Here is a 19,007-nt window from a genome sequence, read left to right as displayed (position 1 = left end):
ACGCTCCAGGGGACGGCTAGATGGCTCCCGCCGTCCCTTGTCCCTATCAACCGGCCGGCCTCGTGCGCCCCTCCGATGAGGGCACGAATCCGCAACACCACCCAGAGAAAGCAACTCATGGCTGAGCAAAACCAACAGCAGGACCAGAACCAGCAACCCGTCTTCCAGATCCAGCGCGTCTACCTGAAGGACATGTCCGTCGAACAACCCAATTCGCCGGCCATCTTCCTCGAGCAGGAAGGCCCGAACATCGAAGTGTCCGTGGACGTCGGCGCCGAAGCCCTGGCCCAAACCATTTTCGAATCCACCGTCACCATCACCGTCACCGCCAAGATCAAGGACAAGGTCGCCTTCCTGGTCGAGGGCAAGCAGGCCGGCATCTTCGAGATCGCCAACATTCCGCCCGAGCAGATGGACCCGCTGCTCGGCATCGGTTGCCCGAACATCGTCTACCCCTATCTCCGCGCCAACATCGCCGACATGATCACCCGCGCGGGCTTCCCGCCGGTCCACCTCGCCGAGATCAACTTCGAGGTGTTCTACCAGCAGCGCCTGCAGGCGCTCGCCGAGCAGCAGGGCCAGCAGCAGGGCGGCTCCGGCCTCGTGATGCCCGACGGCTCGTCGGCCACCCGCCAGTAATCGTCAGACCGGCCTTTTCCCTGCGGGGAAGGGCCGCCAGCCGAACGCGGCGAACGCGACAATCCGGCAACACCTCAGGGAGAGAACATGAGAATTCCGCGTCTGGTGGCGACGGCGATGCTGCTTGCCTGGATGAATGCCCATGCGGCGCCCGTCGTCGAATTCAAGAGCGTCGGGGCGTCCCCCGCCATCTTCTACGACGCCCCTTCCGCGAAGGGCAAGAAAGTCTTCGTCGCACCGCGCGGCATGCCGGTCGAAGTGGTGCTGACCTACGGCGAGTGGAACAAGGTGCGCGACGCGAGCGGCGACCTGGCCTGGGTGGAAGCCAAGGCCCTGGTACCCAAGCGCACCGTCATCGTCACTGCCGCCTCCGCGCGCGTGCGCGCCGCCGGCGAAGATGGCGCGGCCATGGTCTTTACCGCCGACAAGGGCGTGCTGCTCGACATGGTCGAGCCCTTGAGCGCGGGCTGGGTGAAGGTGCGCCACCGCGACGGCCAGGCTGGCTACGTCCGGGCCCAGGAAGTCTGGGGCGAATGAGCCCGGTTCCCGCCGACATTCCCGGCCGCCAGCGCCGGGCCTGACCCCGCCCGGCGTCCTCTTCCGTCTTCATTTTCAAGGGAATCCGCATGCAGGCTTCCAACCCTCCCGTCCGCCGCAGGATCGGCATGCTCGGCGCCGGCGCGTGGGGCACCGCGCTGGCCATCGCGCTCGCCGCCAGGCATGACGTGGTGCTGTGGGGCCGAGATGCCGGCGCCATGGCCGATGCCGAGGCGCGCCGCGAAAACGCCGCCTATCTTCCCGGCTTCGCACTGCCGCCCGGCGTGCGCGCCACCGCCGACTTCGATGCCGCCATCGCGCATGTCGCCGGGCAACCGGGAGAGGCGCAAGGCTTGCTCGTCATCGCCTCGTCCGTCGCCGGCCTGCGGCCGCTGTGCGAACGGCTGGCGACGAAAGACATTCCTAACCTCATCTGGCTGTGCAAGGGATTCGAGGAAGACACCCGGCTGCTGCCGCACCAGGTCGCGCGCGCGGTGCTCGGCGACACGCTGCCGATCGGCGCCCTGTCCGGTCCTTCATTCGCGCAGGAGGTCGCACAAGGCTTGCCTTGCGCATTGACCATCGCGTCGCGCGACGCCGCCTTGCGCGACAGCGTGGTCGCCATCATGCACGGCGGCGCCATGCGCGTGTATTCCACCGACGACATGGCCGGTGTGGAAGTCGGCGGCGCGGTGAAGAACATCCTGGCCATCGCCACCGGCGTCGCCGATGGCATGGGCCTCGGCCACAATGCCAGGGCGGCGCTGATCACGCGCGGCCTGGCGGAAATCACGCGTCTCGGAGTGGCGCTCGGCGGACGACCGGAAACCTTCATGGGACTCGCCGGCATGGGCGACCTCATCCTCACCTGCACCGGCGACCTGTCGCGCAACCGTCGCGTCGGGCTGGGGCTGGCGCAGGGCAAGAAGCTCGACGCGATCGTGCGCGAGCTCGGCCATGTCGCGGAAGGCGTGCGCTGCGCCCAGGCGGTGCGCACGCTGGCGCGGGACGCGGGCATCGAGATGCCGATCGCGGAAGCGGTGGCGGCGGTGCTGTTCGACGGCGATGCTCCGGGCGACATGATCCGGCACCTGCTGTCGCGCGATCCGCGCGCCGAAGCCGCGCCCTGACGTCAGCCGCGATCGCGCGGCCGGGAGTTTTGACTACTCGTCGCTGTCCTTGGGCTTGCGGACCATCGTGACCAGCAGGGAAGCGTGGTCCAGGGCGCGCAATGCGTACGGGGTATTGCCCTTCAGGAAAACCAGCTGGCCTTCGCCCAGCGTGAGATGGTTGCCGCCGGCCTGCACTTCAACCGAGCCTTCAAGGCATTGCATGCTCAGGTCGCCCGGAACCCGGTGCTCGGGCACGGCCTTGCCCTGCTGCAGCACCATCCGCATGACTTCGAATTCGGCCGTGCGCACGAGCGCCACCGATTCTGCCCAAGGCAGCTTGTCGCCCAGCGGCTGGATATCGATGACTTCACCCGATTCGGCATGATGCAGGGACATGGCTTGCTCCGGAGGCGTATTGGTGGAGAGGGACGTTCACTTCCAACAAGACCCTGCCGGCCCGGGGTTTGTTCCTGTGCGCCCACGCAGGAGCCGCGCCTCGTTCCGGCCGCCTTTCGGCCCCGAAAAATTTACGGCTTTTTACTGCAGCCGGGAAAACTAATCGTGACCCTGCCAGTCATACGTTCCGCAGTGCAAAGCCACGTTTCCCTCCTCGCGAAGCGTGTGCCGGCGGAACGCTATTGTTGAATATCAATAAAAAAACGCATCGTTCCGGCACGATGTTGCTGCATTCCAAGATGGGCCACGCGATCACGTCCCGGCCCGCTGATTCCGCCAGAATGCCGATGCGTCGGCGCTTCGGCCTTATACTTCTGATTTTTGTTATTCCTTTTCCAAGCAGAGAAACCTTTTCTATGATGCGTACCGAACTCGCCCGTCCGCCCCGCCATGTCTTCAAGCGTGCCGTCAGCCGCGGCTTCACTTTGATCGAAATCATGGTCGTGGTCGTGATCATGGGTATTCTCGCCGCGTTAGTGGTGCCCAAGCTGATGGGCCGCACCGACGATGCCCGCATTACCGCAGCCCGCCAGGACATCGCTACCCTGATGCAGGCGCTCAAGCTGTACAAGCTGGACAACCAGCGTTACCCGACCACCGAGCAGGGTCTGCAGGCGCTGATCCAGAAGCCGACCTCCGGGCCGGCCGCCAACGGCTGGAAGTCCGGCGGCTACATCGACAAGCTGCCCAAGGACCCCTGGGGTAATGCGTACCAGTACCTCTCGCCCGGCGTGAAGGGCGAAGTGGATGTGTTTTCCTATGGCGCGGATGGCCAGCCCGGTGGCGCCGGCGCCGATGCCGACATTGGTTCGTGGGATCTCTGATTACATCGACCCGGCCAGCCGCCGCCCGCCAACGGCACGCGGCCGGCTTTACCCTGCTTGAACTGCTGGTGGTGATCGTCATCGCCGGCATCATGCTCGGCGTGGTGTCGTTCAATGCCATTCCCGACCCGCAGAAAGTATTGCAGGAAGAGGCGCGTCGCATCGCCCTGCTGATGCAGCTGGCGCGGGACGAAGCCATCGTGCGCAACCGGCCCATCGCCTTCGAGGTCGGGCAGGACCGTTACCGCTTCCTCATCCGAGACGACGTGTCGTGGCAGCCGATGGGCCAGGACGACATGCTGCGCGAGCGCGAATTCCGCCGCCCCCCGGTGTCGGTCTCGATCCAGCCCATGACCGAGGCGGGTTCAAATCCGTTGCGCGTGGTCTTCGGCCGCGAGCCGGTGGACAAGCCTTTCGTGCTCACGCTGGCGGCCGACGATGCCAGCGTGTCGATTCGCGCCGACGGCATCGGCCATTTCGTGGTGGAGTGACATGGAACCTCGCATGCCCCGGCCGCAACGCGGCTTTACCCTGCTCGAAGTGCTGGTCGCACTGGTCATCGTCGGCACGGCGCTCGGCGCCAGCTTGCGCGCCGTCGGCAGCCTCACCCAGAACAGCAGCGCGCTGCGCGCCGCCATGATGGCCACCTGGTCCGCCGAGAACCGCCTCGCGCAGATCCGGCTGGCGCGCGAATTTCCGCCCTTGACCAAGCGTTCCTTCCCCTGTCCGCAGGACGAGCTGCAGCTGACCTGCGAGGAAGAAATCCTGGCCACGCCGAATCCGCGTTTCCGCCGCGTCGAGGTCAGCGTGGTCGATACCCTGCAGCCGGAGCGGCGCATCATCAAACTGGCACAGATTGTCTACAATGAAAACGGACCGTAAGGGCGCCAACCCGGGCAAGGCCGGCGGCTTCACCCTGGTCGAGCTGCTGGTGGCCATTACCGTGCTGGCCATCGTGGCGGTGCTCGGCTGGCGCGGCCTCGACACCATCGTGCGCGCCCGCGTCGGCCTGACCGACGATCTCGAGCAGACGCGCGGCATGCAGCTGGCTTTCGCCCAGATGCAGAGCGACTGCGACCGCATCGTCCTGCCGTCGACACTCAACAACCGCGCCACGCTGGCGGTGGACCAGGGACGCATCACCATGATCCGCGTCGTATTCGCCGAAAACCAGCCCTCGCGCATGCAGGTGGTGGCCTACCGCCTGCGCGACGGCAAGCTCACGCGCTACGAATCCGCCGGCACGCGCGACCTCAAGGAACTCGATGCCGTGTGGCAGGCCGTGCTCACCGACACGAATCCGCCCGGCGTGCAGCTCGAAAGCAACGTCGCCAGCATGGCCGTCCAGTCCTGGTACCGCGACCAGCAAGGCTGGCGCCAGCCCGGGCAATCGCCCAACAGCAACGCCGTCGGCGACAGCGCCATGCCCACCGGGCTGCAGGTCGACCTGCAGCTGCTCAACCGCGGCGCGCCGATGACCAAGATCTTCCTGCTGGGGACCGTATGACACGGCAAGCCCGCCCACCATCCCGGTCCGCCCGATCACGGCGCGCATCTGCTTGCCGGAGCCATCGCCAGCGCGGCGTGGCGGTCGTCACCGCCCTGCTGCTGACCACGCTGGCGATCACCATCGTCGCCAGCCTGTTCTGGCAGCAGCAGGTGCAGGTGCGCTCCATCGAGAACCAGCGCCTGCAGTTGCAGAAACAATGGATCTTGCGCGGTGCGCTGGACTGGATCCGCCTCATCCTGCGCACCGACGACACGCGAGTCGATCACCTGAACGAACCCTGGGCGGTGCCGCTGGCCGAGACCCGCCTGGACGAATACGTGGAGAACGGCCGCTCCGAAACGGAAGCCTCCGACGCCGTGCTGTCGGGCGGCCTGGCCGACGCCCAGGGGCGCTTCAACCTGACTGGCCTGGCGGAGAACGGCGTGCCCGTCCCGGCCGAGGTCGCGGCCTTCGGCCGGCTGCTGAGCAATGCCCGCCTCAACCCGGCGCTGGCTCAGGCCACGGCGGACCTGATGGCGTCCTCCCAGCCCAAGCCGGTGCAGCAGGCGCAGCAGGGGCAGTTTGGGCAGCCGGGATCCCAGCAGACTTCCCAGCAGGCGCAGGGCATGATGAACCAGGGCACCGGCGACCAGCAGGCACAGCAAGCCCAGCAGGCCATGTCCGCCACCCAGGCCGGTTCCGACACGTCGCGTCCGCTGCCGATCCTGCACGTGGATGACCTGCTGGCAGTGCCCGGCTTCACGCCCGAAGCCCTCGCCGCCATCCAGGACTTCGTCATCGTGCTGCCCGGCAAAACCACGGTCAACGTCAATACCGCGTCGGCGGAGGTGCTGGCTGCAAGAATTGGTACACTGTCGCTTGCCGAGGCGACGGCGCTCGTTGCGGGAAGGCAAGCGGTGCCGTTCTACAGCGTCGAGGCGTTTCGCAATCGCCTCGCGGGGAAGGAGATCCAGACGGGCCAGCTGAGCGTCACGACCAATTACTTCCTGGTGAACGGCAACGTGCGCCTCAACCGCGCGACGATGCGCATGCAGGCACTGATCGAGCGGAAGAACCAGAGCCCGCGCGTGGTATGGATTCGCGAAAACTAGAACAAGCGCCGACAAGAAAGATCACGATTTGAGCACACTGTACATCCGATTGCCCGGCAAGTCCGCCGCCGACAACCTGCAGCCCGGCGTGCCGCTGTATTGCCAGTATGCGCTCGCCACCACCAACGGCAGCGTCGAGCGCGAAGGCGTCACGTCCTTGCCCGAACTCGGCGACATGGCCCGCCGCGCCCAGCGCGTCGTGCTGCTGCTGGCCGCCAGCGACGTCACGCTGCTGCGCGTCAAGGTGCCGCCGCTGTCTCCCGGAAAGCTGCGCACCGCCTTGCCCAACCTGGTCGAGGATTCGCTGATGGCCGATCCCGCCGATTGCGTGATCGTTCCCGGCGCGACGCTCGACGGACTGCGCACCGTTGCGGTGGCCGACCGCGGCTGGGTGGAACTGCTGCACAAGTCGCTCACCACGCTGGGCGCGCGCAAGGTCGTGGCCCTGCCCGCGCAGTTCTGCCTGCCGGTGCCGGACGGCACGGTGACCGCATCGGTGATGGAGCAAGGCGACGACATCGAGGTCGCGCTGCGCCTCGCGCCGCAGGAAGGCATCGGACTGCCCATCCTCGCCGACCAGCCCGAAACCGCCGCCTTCGAAGTCATCCAGGCCATCTGCACCGTGGTGCCGCATTCGCCGGTCACGCTCTACGTGCCGCAATCTCGCCTGCGCGACTACCAGGACTCGATGAACATCGTCCCCGCGCTGGACGAACGCATCAAGCTGCATGCCGACAACTGGCCGCGCTGGATCGACGGCGCGTCCAATGCCCAGGTCGACCTCATGAGCGGCTTGGCCGGCGGCGCCAGCGCCGGCTTCGACTGGCGGCCCTGGCGCTGGCCCCTCGTGCTGGCGACCCTGCTGCTGGCGATCAATGCCGTCGGGCTCAACATCGACTGGCTGCGCATGCGGCGCGAAGCCGACGGCCTGCGCAACAACATGACCCAGACCTACCGCAACGCCTTCCCCAAGGAAACCGTGGTCATCGATCCGGTGGCCCAGCTGCGCCAGAAGATCGCCTCCGGCCAGCGCGACGCGGGCCAGCTCGCCGCCGATGATTTCCTCTCCATGGCCGCCGCCGTCGGCGAGGTCATGCGCGGCATCGCGCCCGGACAAACCCCCATCGCCTCGCTCGAATACCACGAACGGGCCCTGACCATGAAGCTCAAGCCCAACGCCGCCATCACCGAGGAACAGCTGCGACCGGCGCTCGCCGCGCGCAACCTGAGCCTGACCCAGCCGAACGCCGGCATCTTCCAGATCAGGAGCGGCAAATGAAGCAGCGCACCCCGGCCATGAGCCAGTTCAGGCAGCAGGTCGCCAGCTTCTGGGGCGACCGCAATCCCCGCGAGCGCCGCATCCTCGGCGCCGGCGCGATCGCCCTCGTGCTGGTGCTCTACTACGTGCTGCTGATCGACCCGGCCCTCGGCGGGCGCGCGATGCTGCAGAAGCAGTTGCCCTCGCTGCGCCAGCAGACGGCGGAAGTGCAGTCCATGACGCGTGAAGCCACCGAACTCGGCGGCAAGACCAGGCCGCCGCCGCCGCTGCTTTCCAAGGACATGATCGACAGCGCCCTGTCGTCGCGCGGGCTGAAGTCGCAAAGCGTGGTCGTGACCGGCGAGCAGGTCAAGGTGCAGCTCAACGGCGCTTCCTTCGCCGGCATCACCGACTGGCTTGCCGACGCGCAGCGCACCGCGCGCCTGGCCGTGACCGATGCCAACATCGAGGCGCAGGAGAAGCAGGACACCGTCAATGCCACCATCACGCTGCGGCAGCAGCGCACGGCGCAGTAAGGGCGGCTGAACGTGTTGCGTCTTGTGCTATGGTTACTGGCCGGCCTGGTCACGATCGCCTTGACGGCAGGAGCATTCCTGCCGGCAGCGTGGATGTCGCCCATCGTCGAAAGACAGACCGGCGGCCGCCTCACGCTGGGCGATCCGCAAGGCAGCCTGTGGCGCGGCTCCGCCTTTATCGGCGGCGCGCCGAGCGGCGCCGATCCGGTGACGCCCCTGCTGCCGGGACGCTTCGCCTGGCGCCTGTCGCCGATGGCCCTGCTCGGGCAGGTCGATGCCGACCTGGAAAACGCCCAGGCCCTGAGCCAGCCGGTCAGGATCACGGGCAGTTGGTACGAGTGGCTGGTGAGCCCGGCGGCGATCACGCTGCCGGCCGAGCGCCTGGCCGGACTGGGCGCCCCGCTCAACACCATCCAGCCCGCCGGCCGGATGCAGCTGTCGTGGACGCCGCTGCAGGTGGCGCGCCAGGGCGCGCAGGTCAGCGTCAACGGCACCATGACGCTGAGGATGGAAGACATCGCCTCGCGTCTGTCGCCCGTCAAGCCGCTGGGGGCCTATGAACTGATAATGGACTGGCAAGGGCCGCAGGCCCGGCTGGCGCTGAAATCGCTGCACGGACCGCTGCTGCTGAACGGCTCTGGCGGTTTGACGAATGGACGCATGCAGTTTTCCGGCAAGGCGGAAGCAGAAGAAGGGCAGGAAGAACGGCTGGCAAATCTCCTGAATTTGCTGGGACAACGCCGAAGAGAAGGCGACAAGAATGTTATCGCGCTAGAGTTCAAATGAAAAAATCATCATCAGCAGGAACATTGCACCCCGAAAGCCGCATGGAACGAGCATCCTCCGGGCATGGCCAACGCACACCGGCATGGCGCCGCATCGGCGCCGCCGCCATGGTGCTGTGCATGCTTTCCGGCACGCCGGTCGTGCACGCCCAGGATCCTTCGTCCAACCAGGCCACGCTCAACTTCGTGGGCGCGGACATCGAGTCGGTCATCAAGGCGGTCGGACATTTCACCCGCACCACCTTCATCATCGATCCGCGCGTCAAGGGCACCATCAACCTGGTCTCGGAAAAGCCGGTCAACAAGGCCCAGGCCATGGACATGCTGACCTCGGCGCTGCGCCTGCAGGGCTTCGCGGTGGTGCGCAGCGACGGCTACACCAAGGTGGTGCCGGAAGCCGACGCCAAGCTGCAGGCCGGCCCGACGATCGCCGCCGGCAACGTGCGCGGCGACCAGATCGCCACCCAGATCTTCCATCTGAACTATGAGCAGGCCGCCAACCTGGTGCCGGTGCTGAGGCCGCTGATTTCGCCGAACAACACCATCAACGCCAACCCCGGCAACAATTCGATCGTCATCACCGACTACGCCGACAACCTGAAGCGCCTGTCGCGCATCATCACCTCGCTCGATTCCCCGGCAGTCTCGGACCTCGACGTGGTTCCCGTGCGCCATGCGGTGGCGACCGACATCGCTTCCATGGTGAACCGCCTGCTCGACCAGGCCGCCGCCGCTCCCGGCGCGGCCGCGGGCGCGGACCGCACCACGGTGCTGGCCGACAGCCGCACCAATTCCGTCATCGTGCGCGCGCCCTCGGTGGCCCGCGCCAACTTCGCCAAGTCGCTGGTCGCCAAGCTCGACCAGCCCACCGCGCTGCCCGGCAACGTGCACGTGGTCTACCTGAAGAACGCCGACGCTGTGCGCCTGGCGCAGACCCTGCGCGCCGTCGTGGCGTCCGATCCGGCGGCCCAGGGCAGCGGCGGGGTGCAGCAGCAACAGCAACAGCCGCAGCAGCAACAGACGGCCCTCAACGCCACCGGCCAGCAAGGCGCGCTGGGCGGCGGCCAGCTGCAGCCCTCCAATACCCCGGCCGCGCTGCCCACCGGCGGCGCCGGCGGCTTCATCCAGGCCGATCCCGCCACCAACGCGCTGATCATTACCGCCAGCGAAGCCGTCTACCGCAACCTGCGCGCGGTCATCGACCAGCTCGACGCGCGCCGCGCCCAGGTCTACGTCGAATCGCTGATCGTCGAGGTCAATGCCGACAAGGCGGCCGAGTTCGGCATCCAGTGGCTGGGCCTGACCGGCGATTCCACCAGCGCCTACCGCCTCGGCGGCGGCACCGGCTTCTCGACCGGCGGCAACAACCTGATCTCGCAAGGCATCGCCAAGAGCAGCACCGGCACGCCGATCGCGCCCGGCAACGGCCTGAACATCGGCCTCTTCCGCCAGATCAACGGCGCGCTGACGCTGGGCGCGCTGGCCCACGCGCTGGAATCCGACGCCAACGCCAACATTCTTTCCGTGCCGAACCTGATCACGCTCGACAACGAGGAAGCGCGCATCATCGTCGGCCAGAACGTGCCCTTCATCACCGGCCAGTACACCACCCAGGCCAGCGGCGGGGCGGCCGGCGTGAATCCGTTCCAGACCATCGAGCGGCGCGACATCGGCCTGTCGCTGCGCGTGCGCCCGCAGGTGTCCGAAGGCGGCACCATCAAGATGGCGATCTACCAGGAAACGTCCAGCATCCGCGACACCACCAACACCGCGGGCATCATCACCAACAAGCGCTCGATCGAATCCAATGTGCTGGTCGACGACGGCCAGGTCATCGTGCTCGGCGGCCTGATCGAGGACCAGGTGAGCGACGGCGACGAGAAGGTGCCGGGCCTGGGCGACATTCCCGTGGTCGGCAACCTCTTCAAGTACCAGACCCGCAAGCGCACCAAGACCAACCTCATGGTGTTCCTGCGTCCGACCGTGATCCGCAGCAGCGAGCAAAGCGTCAACCTCGTCAACGACCGCTACGACTACATCCGCGGCGTGCAGGCGGCGAGCCAGCCCAAGCCGGCCTTCGCCATGCCCGACGTGAACGCGCCGATGCTGCCGCCGCTGAACAACGGCGTGCCGCAGGGACTGCCGCTCGTCAACATGCCGCGCGTGCAATCGAACAATCCGGCCGCCAACCAGCCGGCGCAGCCCATGCCTTACATGCAGCAAGGCGTGCAGCCGGGAAATTCGCCCAACAGCCCGCCCAACAACCCGCAGCCCCAGGCACCCCTGCAGCCGGCCGCACCCGCGCCGGCGCCCTCGACCACGCCGCTGCCCGAACCCGCAAGAACGCAATGACTACCATACTGACCGACGCCCGCCTGCTTCCCTACGCCTTCGCGCGCGACCACGCCCTGCTGGCGCGCCGCAGCGATACGGCCGCCAACGCGGTCGAGGTCTGGGTGTCGGATGCCACCGCGCCCTCCGCCATCGCCGAGGTCAGCCGCCGCTTCGGCCGCGTCAAGCTCAAGTCGCTGCCGCATGCCGACCTCGAAGCCGCGATCGCGAAAATCTACGCCAACTCCGCCGGCGATGCCGCCTCGGTGGTCGAGGACGTGGAATCCGACCTCGACCTCGCCAAGCTCATGCTCGACATGCCGGCGGTCGAGGACCTGCTGGAATCCGCCGACGACGCGCCGGTCATCCGCATGATCAACGCGCTGCTCACGCAAGCCCTGCGCGAGGAAGCCTCCGACATCCACATCGAGCCCTTCGAGCAGGTCTCGGTGGTGCGCTTCCGCATCGACGGCACGCTGCGCGACATCGTGCGGCCCAAGAAGGCCATCCATGCCTCGCTGATCTCGCGCATCAAGATCATGGCCCAGCTCGACATCGCCGAGAAGCGCCTGCCGCAGGACGGCCGCATCACCCTGCGCATCGGCGGCAAGCCGGTCGACGTGCGCGTTTCCACCCTGCCCACCGGCCACGGCGAGCGCGCGGTGCTGCGTCTGCTCGACAAGGAAGGCGGCCGCATGGACCTCAGCCACCTCGGCATGAGCCAGGAAGTGCAGGGCGAGTTCGACGACCTCATCGCCCAGCCGCACGGCATCGTGCTCGTGACCGGCCCGACCGGTTCCGGCAAGACCACCACGCTGTACGCCGCGCTGACCAGGCTCAATTCGTCCACCACCAACATCCTCACGGTGGAAGACCCGATCGAATACGAACTCGCCGGCGTCGGCCAGACCCAGGTCAACTCCCGCATCGACATGACCTTCGCCAAGGCCCTGCGCGCCATCCTGCGCCAGGATCCGGACGTCATCATGATCGGCGAGATCCGCGACCTCGAAACCGCGCAGATCGCGGTGCAGGCCTCGCTCACCGGCCACCTCGTGCTGGCCACGCTGCACACCAACGATTCCGCCTCCGCCGTGACCCGTCTGCTGGACATGGGCATCGAGCCTTTCCTGCTGTCGTCCTCGCTGCTGGGCGTGGTGGCCCAGCGCCTCGTGCGCAAGCTGTGCCCGGTGTGCAAGCGCAACGACGGCGAGCACTGGCATGCGGTGGGCTGCGACAAGTGCGGCCACACCGGCTACCAGGGCCGGGTCGGCGTGTACGAGCTGCTGCTTACCACCGATGAAATCCGCGCCCAGATCCACGACCGCGCGTCCGAGCACGAGATCCGCGCCACCGCCCAGCGCGACGGCATGAAGACCATGCGCGAGGACGGCGAACGCTGGCTGCAGCAGGGCGTGACCACGCAGGCCGAGCTGCTGCGCGTGACCAAGGAGTAGGCCAAGCGATGCCAGCATTCCGTTACGAAGCCGTCGATCCCGTCGGCGCGACGCGCAAGGGCGTGGTCAATGCCGACAGCGCGCGTGCCGCCCGCTCCGACCTGCGGGCGCAAGGGCTGGTGCCGATCGTGGTCGATGCCATCACCGCCCAGGTCGACGAAATGGGGCAAGGCCGGCGCAGCTTTTCCTTCGGCGACAAGCTGTCCACCCAGGAGCTGGCCCTGTTCACCCGCCAGCTTGCCAGCCTGCTCGAAGCCAGCCTGCCGCTGGAGCAGGCCTTCACCGCGCTGCTGGAACAGGCCGAGCGCGCCTACGTGCGCGACCTCGTCGCCTCCATCCGTTCCGAGATCATGGGCGGCTCCTCGCTGTCCGACGCCCTGGCCCGCCATCCGCGCGACTTCGCCGACATCTACCGCGCGCTGGTGTCGTCGGGCGAGCAGATCGGCCAGCTCTCGCGGGTGCTGTCGCGCCTCGCCGATTACATCGAGCGCCGCAATTCCCTGGTGCAGAAGGTCAGGCTGGCCTTCACCTATCCCGCCATCGTGACGGTCGTTGCCTTCGCCATCGTGATCTTCCTGCTGGCCTACGTGGTGCCGCAGATCGTGTCGGTGTTCGCCAACACCAAGCAGAAGCTGCCGGTGCTCACTATCATCATGCTCGGCATTTCCGACTTCGTGCGCAGCTGGGGCTGGATCGTCGGCATTGCGCTGGTCGCCATCTTCCTGGCCTGGCGCACCGCGCTCAAGAACCCTGACATCAAGTACCGCTGGCACCGCTGGCTGCTCAACGCGCCGCTCTACGGCAAGTTCGAGCGCAGCCTCAACACCGCGCGCTTCGCCAGCACGCTCGCCATCACCACCGGCTCCGGCGTGCCCATCCTGCGCGCCCTGCAGACCAGCCGCGACACCCTCTCCAACGTCGCCATGCGCGAACAGGTGGAAGAAGCCACCGCCAGCGTGCGCGAAGGCGTCGGCCTGGCGCGCGCCCTGTCGGCCCACAAGCATTTCCCGCCGATGCTGATCCACATGATCCGCGCCGGCGAGGTCACCGGCGAACTGCCCGCCATGCTCGAGCGCGCGTCCAACTCGCAGGAGCAGGACCTCGAGCGCCGCGCAATGACCATCGCCGGCCTGCTGGAACCGGCCCTGATTTTGGTGATGGGCGTGGTGGTGCTGCTGATCGTGCTCGCGGTCCTCATGCCGATCATCGAGATCAACCAGATGGTGCGGTAGATGAGGCGCACGAGACACTTGCCCGCAGCGGGAAACACGAGAAGAGAACAACAATGAAACGACGATTGCCGCTCCTGATCAGCTTCCTGCTGTTCATCGCCCTGTGCGCCGCGACCGCCTACTGGGCCCTGCAACTGTTCAAGCCGCCGGTGCGCCCGGTCGCCGCCCCGCCGCGGGAAGTCAAGGCCGACCCCTCGGTCGACGCCGCCGCTTCGCTGTTCGGCGGCCGCGCCGGCAAGACCGCGGTGGCCAGCAACTACCAGCTGCGCGGCATCATCGCCGCCGGCACCAAGGACAGCGTCGCGATCGTGAGCGCCGACGGCAAGCCGGCGCAGGCCGTGCGCGTCGGCACGGAAATGAATCCCGGCGTGATCGTCAAGGAAGTCACCCGCGACCATGTGATGATCAGTGAAAACGGCGTGATGAAACGCGTGGAGTTGCCGGAGAGCGCCAAGGGCTTGCCGGAGATCGCCTCCGCGCCGCCGGTCACCGCGCGGCCGATGCCGCCTCCGCCGCCGGCCCAGCCCACGGCCCGCAGCGCGGTCATGCCGCCCGCATCAAGCCTGCCCTCACCACCGCCAGCCACGCCGCCGCAGGCCCCGCTGCCTTCCTCCGCCCAGCAGCGCACCGTGCCCCCTTCGCCGCCGCCGGTATCGCCTCCCGCCAACCAGGCGATTCCCGCCACGCAGCAGCCCATCGTGCCGCAGCCTCAGACGGCGCCGCCGAATTCCGGCGTGAGTTTGCCGGGGAGCGTTGCGCCGGGGATGGCGGTCAATCCGGCCGTGAATCCGGTGTTGCCTTCGGGGGTGACGCCGCCGGTGAATACGGCGGTGCCGGTGCCGCCGGCGGGGATGCAGCAGGCGTTGCCCTCGCAGTAGGGGGCGCTGTCATGCCTGGCTAGGGCGATCGTGTCCTGGCTACCTTTGTCATTTCCTGCGCAGGTGTGGGCTTGCCGAGACTCGCCTCGGCGAGCTCGCCTTCAGCATTGCGTGACGGCGACCGCTACCACCACCACACTCGCGCCCTGACTACCAAGCTCCCTCCCTTTCAAGGGGAGGGTTGGGGTGGGGATGGGTTTCCGGTGCGAGCAAAGGACAGCGTTGAAATGATCAGCGAAATAAATACTGTTCTTTAAACACGACCGAAACCCATCCCCACCCTAGCCCTCCACCTCGGCGGCCCCCCTTGAAAGGGAGGGGACAGAGCGGAGGGTGCTTGAAAGGACAGAGGCGCTGATTCGTCTGCGGATTCCTGCTCCCCGTCGTCGGAACAGGCTAGAGCCATGCCGATACGGCAGGAGGTCGAGTCATCGAATGCCTTCCAGGTGATTACTACCGCAGAGAACGGCATCCCCTCAACCCATCGAACAAAGCCGCCCGAAGTGGCTCGCAAATGGGTGTTAAAGCAGCTTTCTTTGGGTACTTTCGTAGGGCCCGAATAGAAATGAGATTCCCGCCAGCGCGGAAAAGACGGAGCGATGCAGCGATGCCGGTTGCTGCCAAAGATGACAGCGGTAGTCAACCACTCCCTCATTCCCCCATCAACTTCTTCAACAACCTCTGCTGCACAGTCTCCGCGCGCTCACCCGCCACACCGCCGTTGGGCCGCGCCGCCACGCCCGTCCCTGGCGCGCGCCCCTTGACCGGCCGCCGTGCCGGCTCGCTCCGGATCATCAACTTCTGCCGCTTCGCAAGCGCCTTGTTCGCCATGGCACCACCAGCCTACAGCACGTAGCGCGACAAATCTTCATTGACCGCCACTTCGCCCAGCTTGTCATCCACGTAGGCGCCATCGATCTCCACCGACTTGCCGGACGAATCGGTCGCATTGAACGACACTTCCTCGAGCAGCTTTTCCATCACGGTATAGAGCCGGCGCGCGCCGATGTTTTCGGTCTTTTCATTGACCGAGTAGGCGATCTCGGCCAGCCGCTTGATGCCGCTGTCGGCGAACGTGACCGTGACGCCTTCGGTCGCGAGCAGGGCTTCGTACTGGCGGGTGAGGCAGGCATCGGTGCTGGTGAGGATGCGCTCGAAATCGGCAATGGACAGCGATTCGAGTTCCACCCGGATCGGGAAGCGGCCCTGCAGTTCGGGGATCAGGTCGGACGGCTTGGCGAGGTGGAAGGCGCCGGAGGCGATGAACAGGATGTGGTCGGTCTTGATCATGCCGTACTTGGTGTTGACCGTCGTGCCTTCCACCAGCGGCAGCAGGTCGCGCTGCACGCCGGCGCGCGAAACGTCGGCGCCGCCGGTTTCGGCGCGGCTGGCGATCTTGTCGATCTCGTCGAGGAAGACGATGCCATTCTGCTCGACGTTGGCGATGGCCTTCTGCTTGAGTTCGTCGTCATTGACGAGCTTGGCGGCTTCCTCTTCGGCGAGGATCTTCAGCGCCTCCTTGATCTTCAGCTTGCGCTTCTTCTTGCGGCCGCCGCCCAGGCCGGAAAACATGGACTTGATCTGCTCGGTCATTTCTTCCATGCCGGGCGGCGCCATGATCTCCATGCTCGGCGCGGTGTCGGCCACCTCGACCTCGACTTCCTTGTCGTCGAGCGCGCCTTCGCGCAGGCGCTTGCGGAAGGTCTGGCGGGTCGTGTTGTTGCCGGTGTCGCCCTCGTTGCTGGGCGTGGCGCTGAAGCCGAAGTCGCGCGGCGGCGGCACGAGGATGTCGATGATGCGGTCCTCGGCATTGTCTTCCGCGCGGGCGCGCACCTTGCGCATTTCCGATTCACGGGTCTGCTTGATGCCGATGTCGACCAGGTCGCGCACGATGGTGTCGACGTCGCGGCCGACATAGCCGACCTCGGTGAACTTGGTAGCCTCGATCTTGATGAAGGGCGCGTCGGCCAGCTTGGCGAGGCGGCGCGCGATCTCGGTCTTGCCCACGCCGGTGGGGCCGATCATGAGGATGTTCTTCGGCGTGATTTCATGGCGCAGGGGTTCTTCCACCTGCTGGCGGCGCCAGCGGTTGCGCAGGGCGATGGCAACGGCGCGCTTGGCGCGGGCTTGTCCGACGACGTGTTTATCGAGTTCGGAGACGATCTCTAGCGGAGTCATGTTCATGGTGTCGGATCCGGAGGATTAGTCGAGGGTTTCGATGGTGTGCGAGAGGTTGGTGTAGATGCACAGTTCGCCGGCGATGGTCAGCGACTTCTTGACGATATCGAGCGGCGACAGTTCGGTGTTTTCCAGCAGGGCCTTGGCGGCGGACTGGGCATACACGCCGCCCGAACCGATGGCGCCGATTCCCTGCTCGGGTTCGAGCACGTCGCCGTTGCCGGTGATGATGAGGGTGGCGTCGCGATCAGCCACGAGCAGCATGGCTTCGAGGCGGCGCAGGATGCGGTCGGTGCGCCAGTCCTTGGCCAGTTCCACCGAGGCGCGCAGCAGGTTGCCCTGGTGCTTCTCGAGCTTGGCTTCGAAGCGCTCGATGAGCGTGAAGGCATCGGCGGTGCCGCCGGCGAATCCCGCCAGCACCTTGCCCTGGTACAGCTTGCGGACCTTGCGCGCGGTTCCCTTCATCACGACGTTGCCCAGCGTTACCTGGCCATCGCCTCCCAGCGCGACGGTATTGCCGCGCCTGACCGACAGGATTGTCGTGCCGTGAAATTGTTCCATGGATGCCCCTGAAGTTCTGCGTTAGTCTTCGGCAGGTGGGGGCGGCGGGGGAAATTACAAGGCGATGCCGGCGGCGGCGGCGAGGATGTTTTCCGGTCAGTTCTTGCGGGGAACGACGCGCACCATGTCCTTCAGGCCGATGACCTCGAACAGGGCGGCCACGAGATGATTGACGTGGTGGAACTCGAAGGTCTTGCCGTTGCCGCAGAAGGGCGCGAGGCCGCTCATCAGCCGGCCGGCGGAGGCGAAGTCGATGCGGGTGAGCACCGAGCAGTCGATGATGGCGGGCGAGTGCTCGTCCGAATAGGCGGCGATGGCGACGATCAGGTTGTCGACCCGGCCGTCGATCACCGGCGGCAGCTTGTAGCATTCGCCGTCCTCGGCATTGCCGCCGATGTTGCCGATGTTGCCGGCCGGCGCGGAAGCCGCCGCGGTGGTGACCTTGTTCTGGGGCGCCACGTAGGCCGGGGGGGAAACCTCGAAGGTCACGCAGTAATCGATGCTGACTTCCTCGAACACGCTTTCCTGGCCGAGCAGGCGCAATATTTCCAGCAGCAGCAGCCAGCCCGGCTCGGTATCTTCCTGCCGGCCCACCTCCAGCGTGGCGCGGACCTTGGCGGCGAGTTCCATCGCGCCCACCAGCACGAGTTCGTGGCCCGACTTCTGCAAACGCAGCAGCAGGTCCAGCAGGAGGCGGCAGCCGGCTGGTTCCACGTCGGTCACGCGGGTGAATTCGAGGCGCAGCGCGCGGTAGCTCTCGGCCACCTTGTCGACGCGATCGACCTGCTTCCTGGCGTTGGCGTCCAGCCGTCCGGAGAACGGAATGGCGGGCGATGAACCGCTGCCGGCCGCGGCGCCGGTCGCGCCCGAGCGTGCAGAAGAGCCGGCCCACGCGGGCGGCGAGCGTTCGAAACGGCTGGCGTAGGCAATCGACAGGTTGTCGAATTCGGCGTGCTTGCCGGTGATCTGGTACAGGTCGAACAGCATCAGCCAGATGGACTGCATGTCGTCGCCCTGCTTGTCGAGGATGGCATTGTTGAGCAACTGTTCGACCAGGGTGAACTGGCCATTGGCGAACAGGATGGCGGCCTCCTCGACGACCGCCGCGACTTCCGATTCCGCCACCGCCACCGCGCCCAGCGAACTCGACCCGCCCAGCAGGAACTGGGTGGTCGTGCCCATGTCGGTCAGGCCGGGCAGGTCGCCGACGGCATCCAGCGACGATGCGGCGGGAACGACGGGCTTGGGCGGCCTGGCGACGGGCGCCGGCGCGGCGGGCTTGGCGGATCTTGCCGGCGCAGCGGGTGCGGCAGGTGTGGGAGAAGGCGCCGATGAGGCGGATGAGGCAGATGAAACAGGAGGAACAGGCGTACCGTCCTGCGTCGTCCGGGCGATGGTCGTCATGGCCCGGCTCAGCAGGAAGTCGGAAGACATTTCCGATTCGATGGCATCGATCTTCATCGCGGTCGCGAGCGCGGTCTGGGCATCCCGCTTCGGCGGCGTGCGCGCACCCGGCTTCGCGGAGGAACGGGCGCCGCCTTTCTTCGCGCGCGAAGACGCATCGTCAGGCGACTGCTGACGGTCTTTCTTGCCGAATAAAGAAAAGATTCCCACGTGTTCCC

At 66.7% G+C, this 19,007-nt stretch carries 20 protein-coding genes; 15 read left to right on the top strand and 5 right to left on the bottom strand.

Going from position 1 to position 19,007, the window contains the following annotated elements; genetic code table 11:
• Positions 1 to 117 precede the first annotated feature (117 nt).
• The 3 genes from secB (at position 118) to G3574_RS09745 (ending at position 2,306) form a co-directional block, all read left to right on the top strand.
• Positions 118 to 639 carry a protein-export chaperone SecB gene (gene secB / locus G3574_RS09755; RefSeq protein WP_163962469.1) on the top strand — a complete coding sequence of 174 codons (522 nt, stop codon included), beginning with the start codon at positions 118 to 120 and terminating at the stop codon, positions 637 to 639.
• Positions 640 to 726: 87 nt separating this feature from the next.
• On the top strand, positions 727 to 1,176 hold the full coding sequence (locus G3574_RS09750) for an SH3 domain-containing protein (RefSeq protein ID WP_163962467.1): 450 nt from the start codon (positions 727 to 729) through the stop codon (positions 1,174 to 1,176).
• A gap of 89 nt (positions 1,177 to 1,265) precedes the next feature.
• On the top strand, positions 1,266 to 2,306 hold the full coding sequence (locus G3574_RS09745) for an NAD(P)H-dependent glycerol-3-phosphate dehydrogenase (protein WP_163962465.1): 1,041 nt from the start codon (positions 1,266 to 1,268) through the stop codon (positions 2,304 to 2,306).
• 33 nt (positions 2,307 to 2,339) lie between these two features.
• On the opposite strand, the gene G3574_RS09740 is transcribed toward G3574_RS09745, so the two are convergent.
• Complete coding sequence (locus tag G3574_RS09740) at positions 2,340 to 2,684, bottom strand: cupin domain-containing protein (protein WP_163962463.1); 345 nt, start codon at positions 2,682 to 2,684, stop codon at positions 2,340 to 2,342.
• Between the two features lie 419 nt (positions 2,685 to 3,103).
• Between G3574_RS09740 and gspG the strand changes: the two genes are divergently transcribed.
• The 12 genes from gspG (at position 3,104) to G3574_RS09680 (ending at position 14,646) form a co-directional block, all read left to right on the top strand.
• Positions 3,104 to 3,568: a type II secretion system major pseudopilin GspG gene (gene gspG / locus G3574_RS09735; protein WP_163962572.1), complete on the top strand. Its 465-nt coding sequence runs from the start codon at positions 3,104 to 3,106 to the stop codon at positions 3,566 to 3,568.
• Entirely contained in the window at positions 3,556 to 4,059 is a 504-nt protein-coding gene (locus tag G3574_RS09730; protein WP_328804771.1) for a GspH/FimT family pseudopilin, read from the top strand. The genes gspG and G3574_RS09730 overlap by 13 nt, the downstream gene beginning before the upstream one ends.
• A 1-nt stretch (position 4,060) precedes the next feature.
• Positions 4,061 to 4,450, top strand: coding sequence for a type II secretion system minor pseudopilin GspI (gene gspI, locus G3574_RS09725; protein ID WP_163962461.1), 390 nt, complete (start codon positions 4,061 to 4,063; stop codon positions 4,448 to 4,450).
• Positions 4,434 to 5,075, top strand: coding sequence for a PulJ/GspJ family protein (locus G3574_RS09720; protein WP_163962459.1), 642 nt, complete (start codon positions 4,434 to 4,436; stop codon positions 5,073 to 5,075). The genes gspI and G3574_RS09720 overlap by 17 nt, the downstream gene beginning before the upstream one ends.
• 77 nt (positions 5,076 to 5,152) lie before the next feature.
• Positions 5,153 to 6,169: a type II secretion system minor pseudopilin GspK gene (gspK, locus tag G3574_RS09715; RefSeq protein WP_328804770.1), complete on the top strand. Its 1,017-nt coding sequence runs from the start codon at positions 5,153 to 5,155 to the stop codon at positions 6,167 to 6,169.
• Between the two features lie 28 nt (positions 6,170 to 6,197).
• Positions 6,198 to 7,448, top strand: a complete 1,251-nt coding sequence (gspL, locus tag G3574_RS09710; RefSeq protein ID WP_235953262.1) for a type II secretion system protein GspL — start codon at positions 6,198 to 6,200, stop codon at positions 7,446 to 7,448.
• On the top strand, positions 7,445 to 7,963 hold the full coding sequence (gspM, locus tag G3574_RS09705) for a type II secretion system protein GspM (RefSeq protein ID WP_235953260.1): 519 nt from the start codon (positions 7,445 to 7,447) through the stop codon (positions 7,961 to 7,963). Before gspL ends, gspM begins: the two co-directional genes overlap by 4 nt.
• 12 nt (positions 7,964 to 7,975) lie before the next feature.
• Positions 7,976 to 8,749, top strand: coding sequence for a type II secretion system protein N (locus G3574_RS09700; RefSeq protein WP_163962454.1), 774 nt, complete (start codon positions 7,976 to 7,978; stop codon positions 8,747 to 8,749).
• Between the two features lie 41 nt (positions 8,750 to 8,790).
• Positions 8,791 to 11,100 carry a type II secretion system secretin GspD gene (gene gspD, locus G3574_RS09695; protein WP_163962452.1) on the top strand — a complete coding sequence of 770 codons (2,310 nt, stop codon included), beginning with the start codon at positions 8,791 to 8,793 and terminating at the stop codon, positions 11,098 to 11,100.
• Positions 11,097 to 12,536 (top strand): type II secretion system ATPase GspE, encoded by a 1,440-nt coding sequence (gene gspE / locus G3574_RS09690; RefSeq protein ID WP_163962450.1) that lies wholly within the window; start codon positions 11,097 to 11,099, stop codon positions 12,534 to 12,536. The genes gspD and gspE overlap by 4 nt, the downstream gene beginning before the upstream one ends.
• An 8-nt stretch (positions 12,537 to 12,544) precedes the next feature.
• Entirely contained in the window at positions 12,545 to 13,768 is a 1,224-nt protein-coding gene (gene gspF / locus G3574_RS09685; RefSeq protein ID WP_163962448.1) for a type II secretion system inner membrane protein GspF, read from the top strand.
• Positions 13,769 to 13,821: 53 nt separating this feature from the next.
• The gene (locus tag G3574_RS09680; RefSeq protein ID WP_163962446.1) at positions 13,822 to 14,646 is read left to right on the top strand and encodes a type II secretion system protein N; all 825 of its coding nucleotides are present in this window, start codon (positions 13,822 to 13,824) and stop codon (positions 14,644 to 14,646) included.
• Positions 14,647 to 15,297: 651 nt separating this feature from the next.
• Here the strand turns inward: G3574_RS09680 and G3574_RS09675 are convergent.
• The 4 genes from G3574_RS09675 to G3574_RS09660 form a co-directional block, all read right to left on the bottom strand.
• Positions 15,298 to 15,477 carry a hypothetical protein gene (locus G3574_RS09675; protein WP_163962444.1) on the bottom strand — a complete coding sequence of 60 codons (180 nt, stop codon included), beginning with the start codon at positions 15,475 to 15,477 and terminating at the stop codon, positions 15,298 to 15,300.
• Positions 15,478 to 15,489: 12 nt separating this feature from the next.
• Positions 15,490 to 16,830 (bottom strand): ATP-dependent protease ATPase subunit HslU, encoded by a 1,341-nt coding sequence (gene hslU, locus G3574_RS09670; RefSeq protein ID WP_163962442.1) that lies wholly within the window; start codon positions 16,828 to 16,830, stop codon positions 15,490 to 15,492.
• Positions 16,831 to 16,848: 18 nt separating this feature from the next.
• A complete protein-coding gene (gene hslV, locus G3574_RS09665; RefSeq protein ID WP_163962440.1) occupies positions 16,849 to 17,385 on the bottom strand; it encodes an ATP-dependent protease subunit HslV in 537 nt (178 codons plus the stop codon).
• A 96-nt stretch (positions 17,386 to 17,481) separates the two neighbouring features.
• A complete protein-coding gene (locus G3574_RS09660) occupies positions 17,482 to 18,999 on the bottom strand; it encodes an STAS domain-containing protein (RefSeq protein ID WP_163962438.1) in 1,518 nt (505 codons plus the stop codon).
• Positions 19,000 to 19,007: the final 8 nt, after the last annotated feature.

This window comes from Noviherbaspirillum galbum (genome assembly GCF_010974945.1).
Lineage (GTDB): Bacteria > Pseudomonadota > Gammaproteobacteria > Burkholderiales > Burkholderiaceae_D > Noviherbaspirillum > Noviherbaspirillum galbum.
Note: the sequence above shows the minus strand (reverse complement) of the source record. Positions and strands in the feature narration are given on the sequence as shown.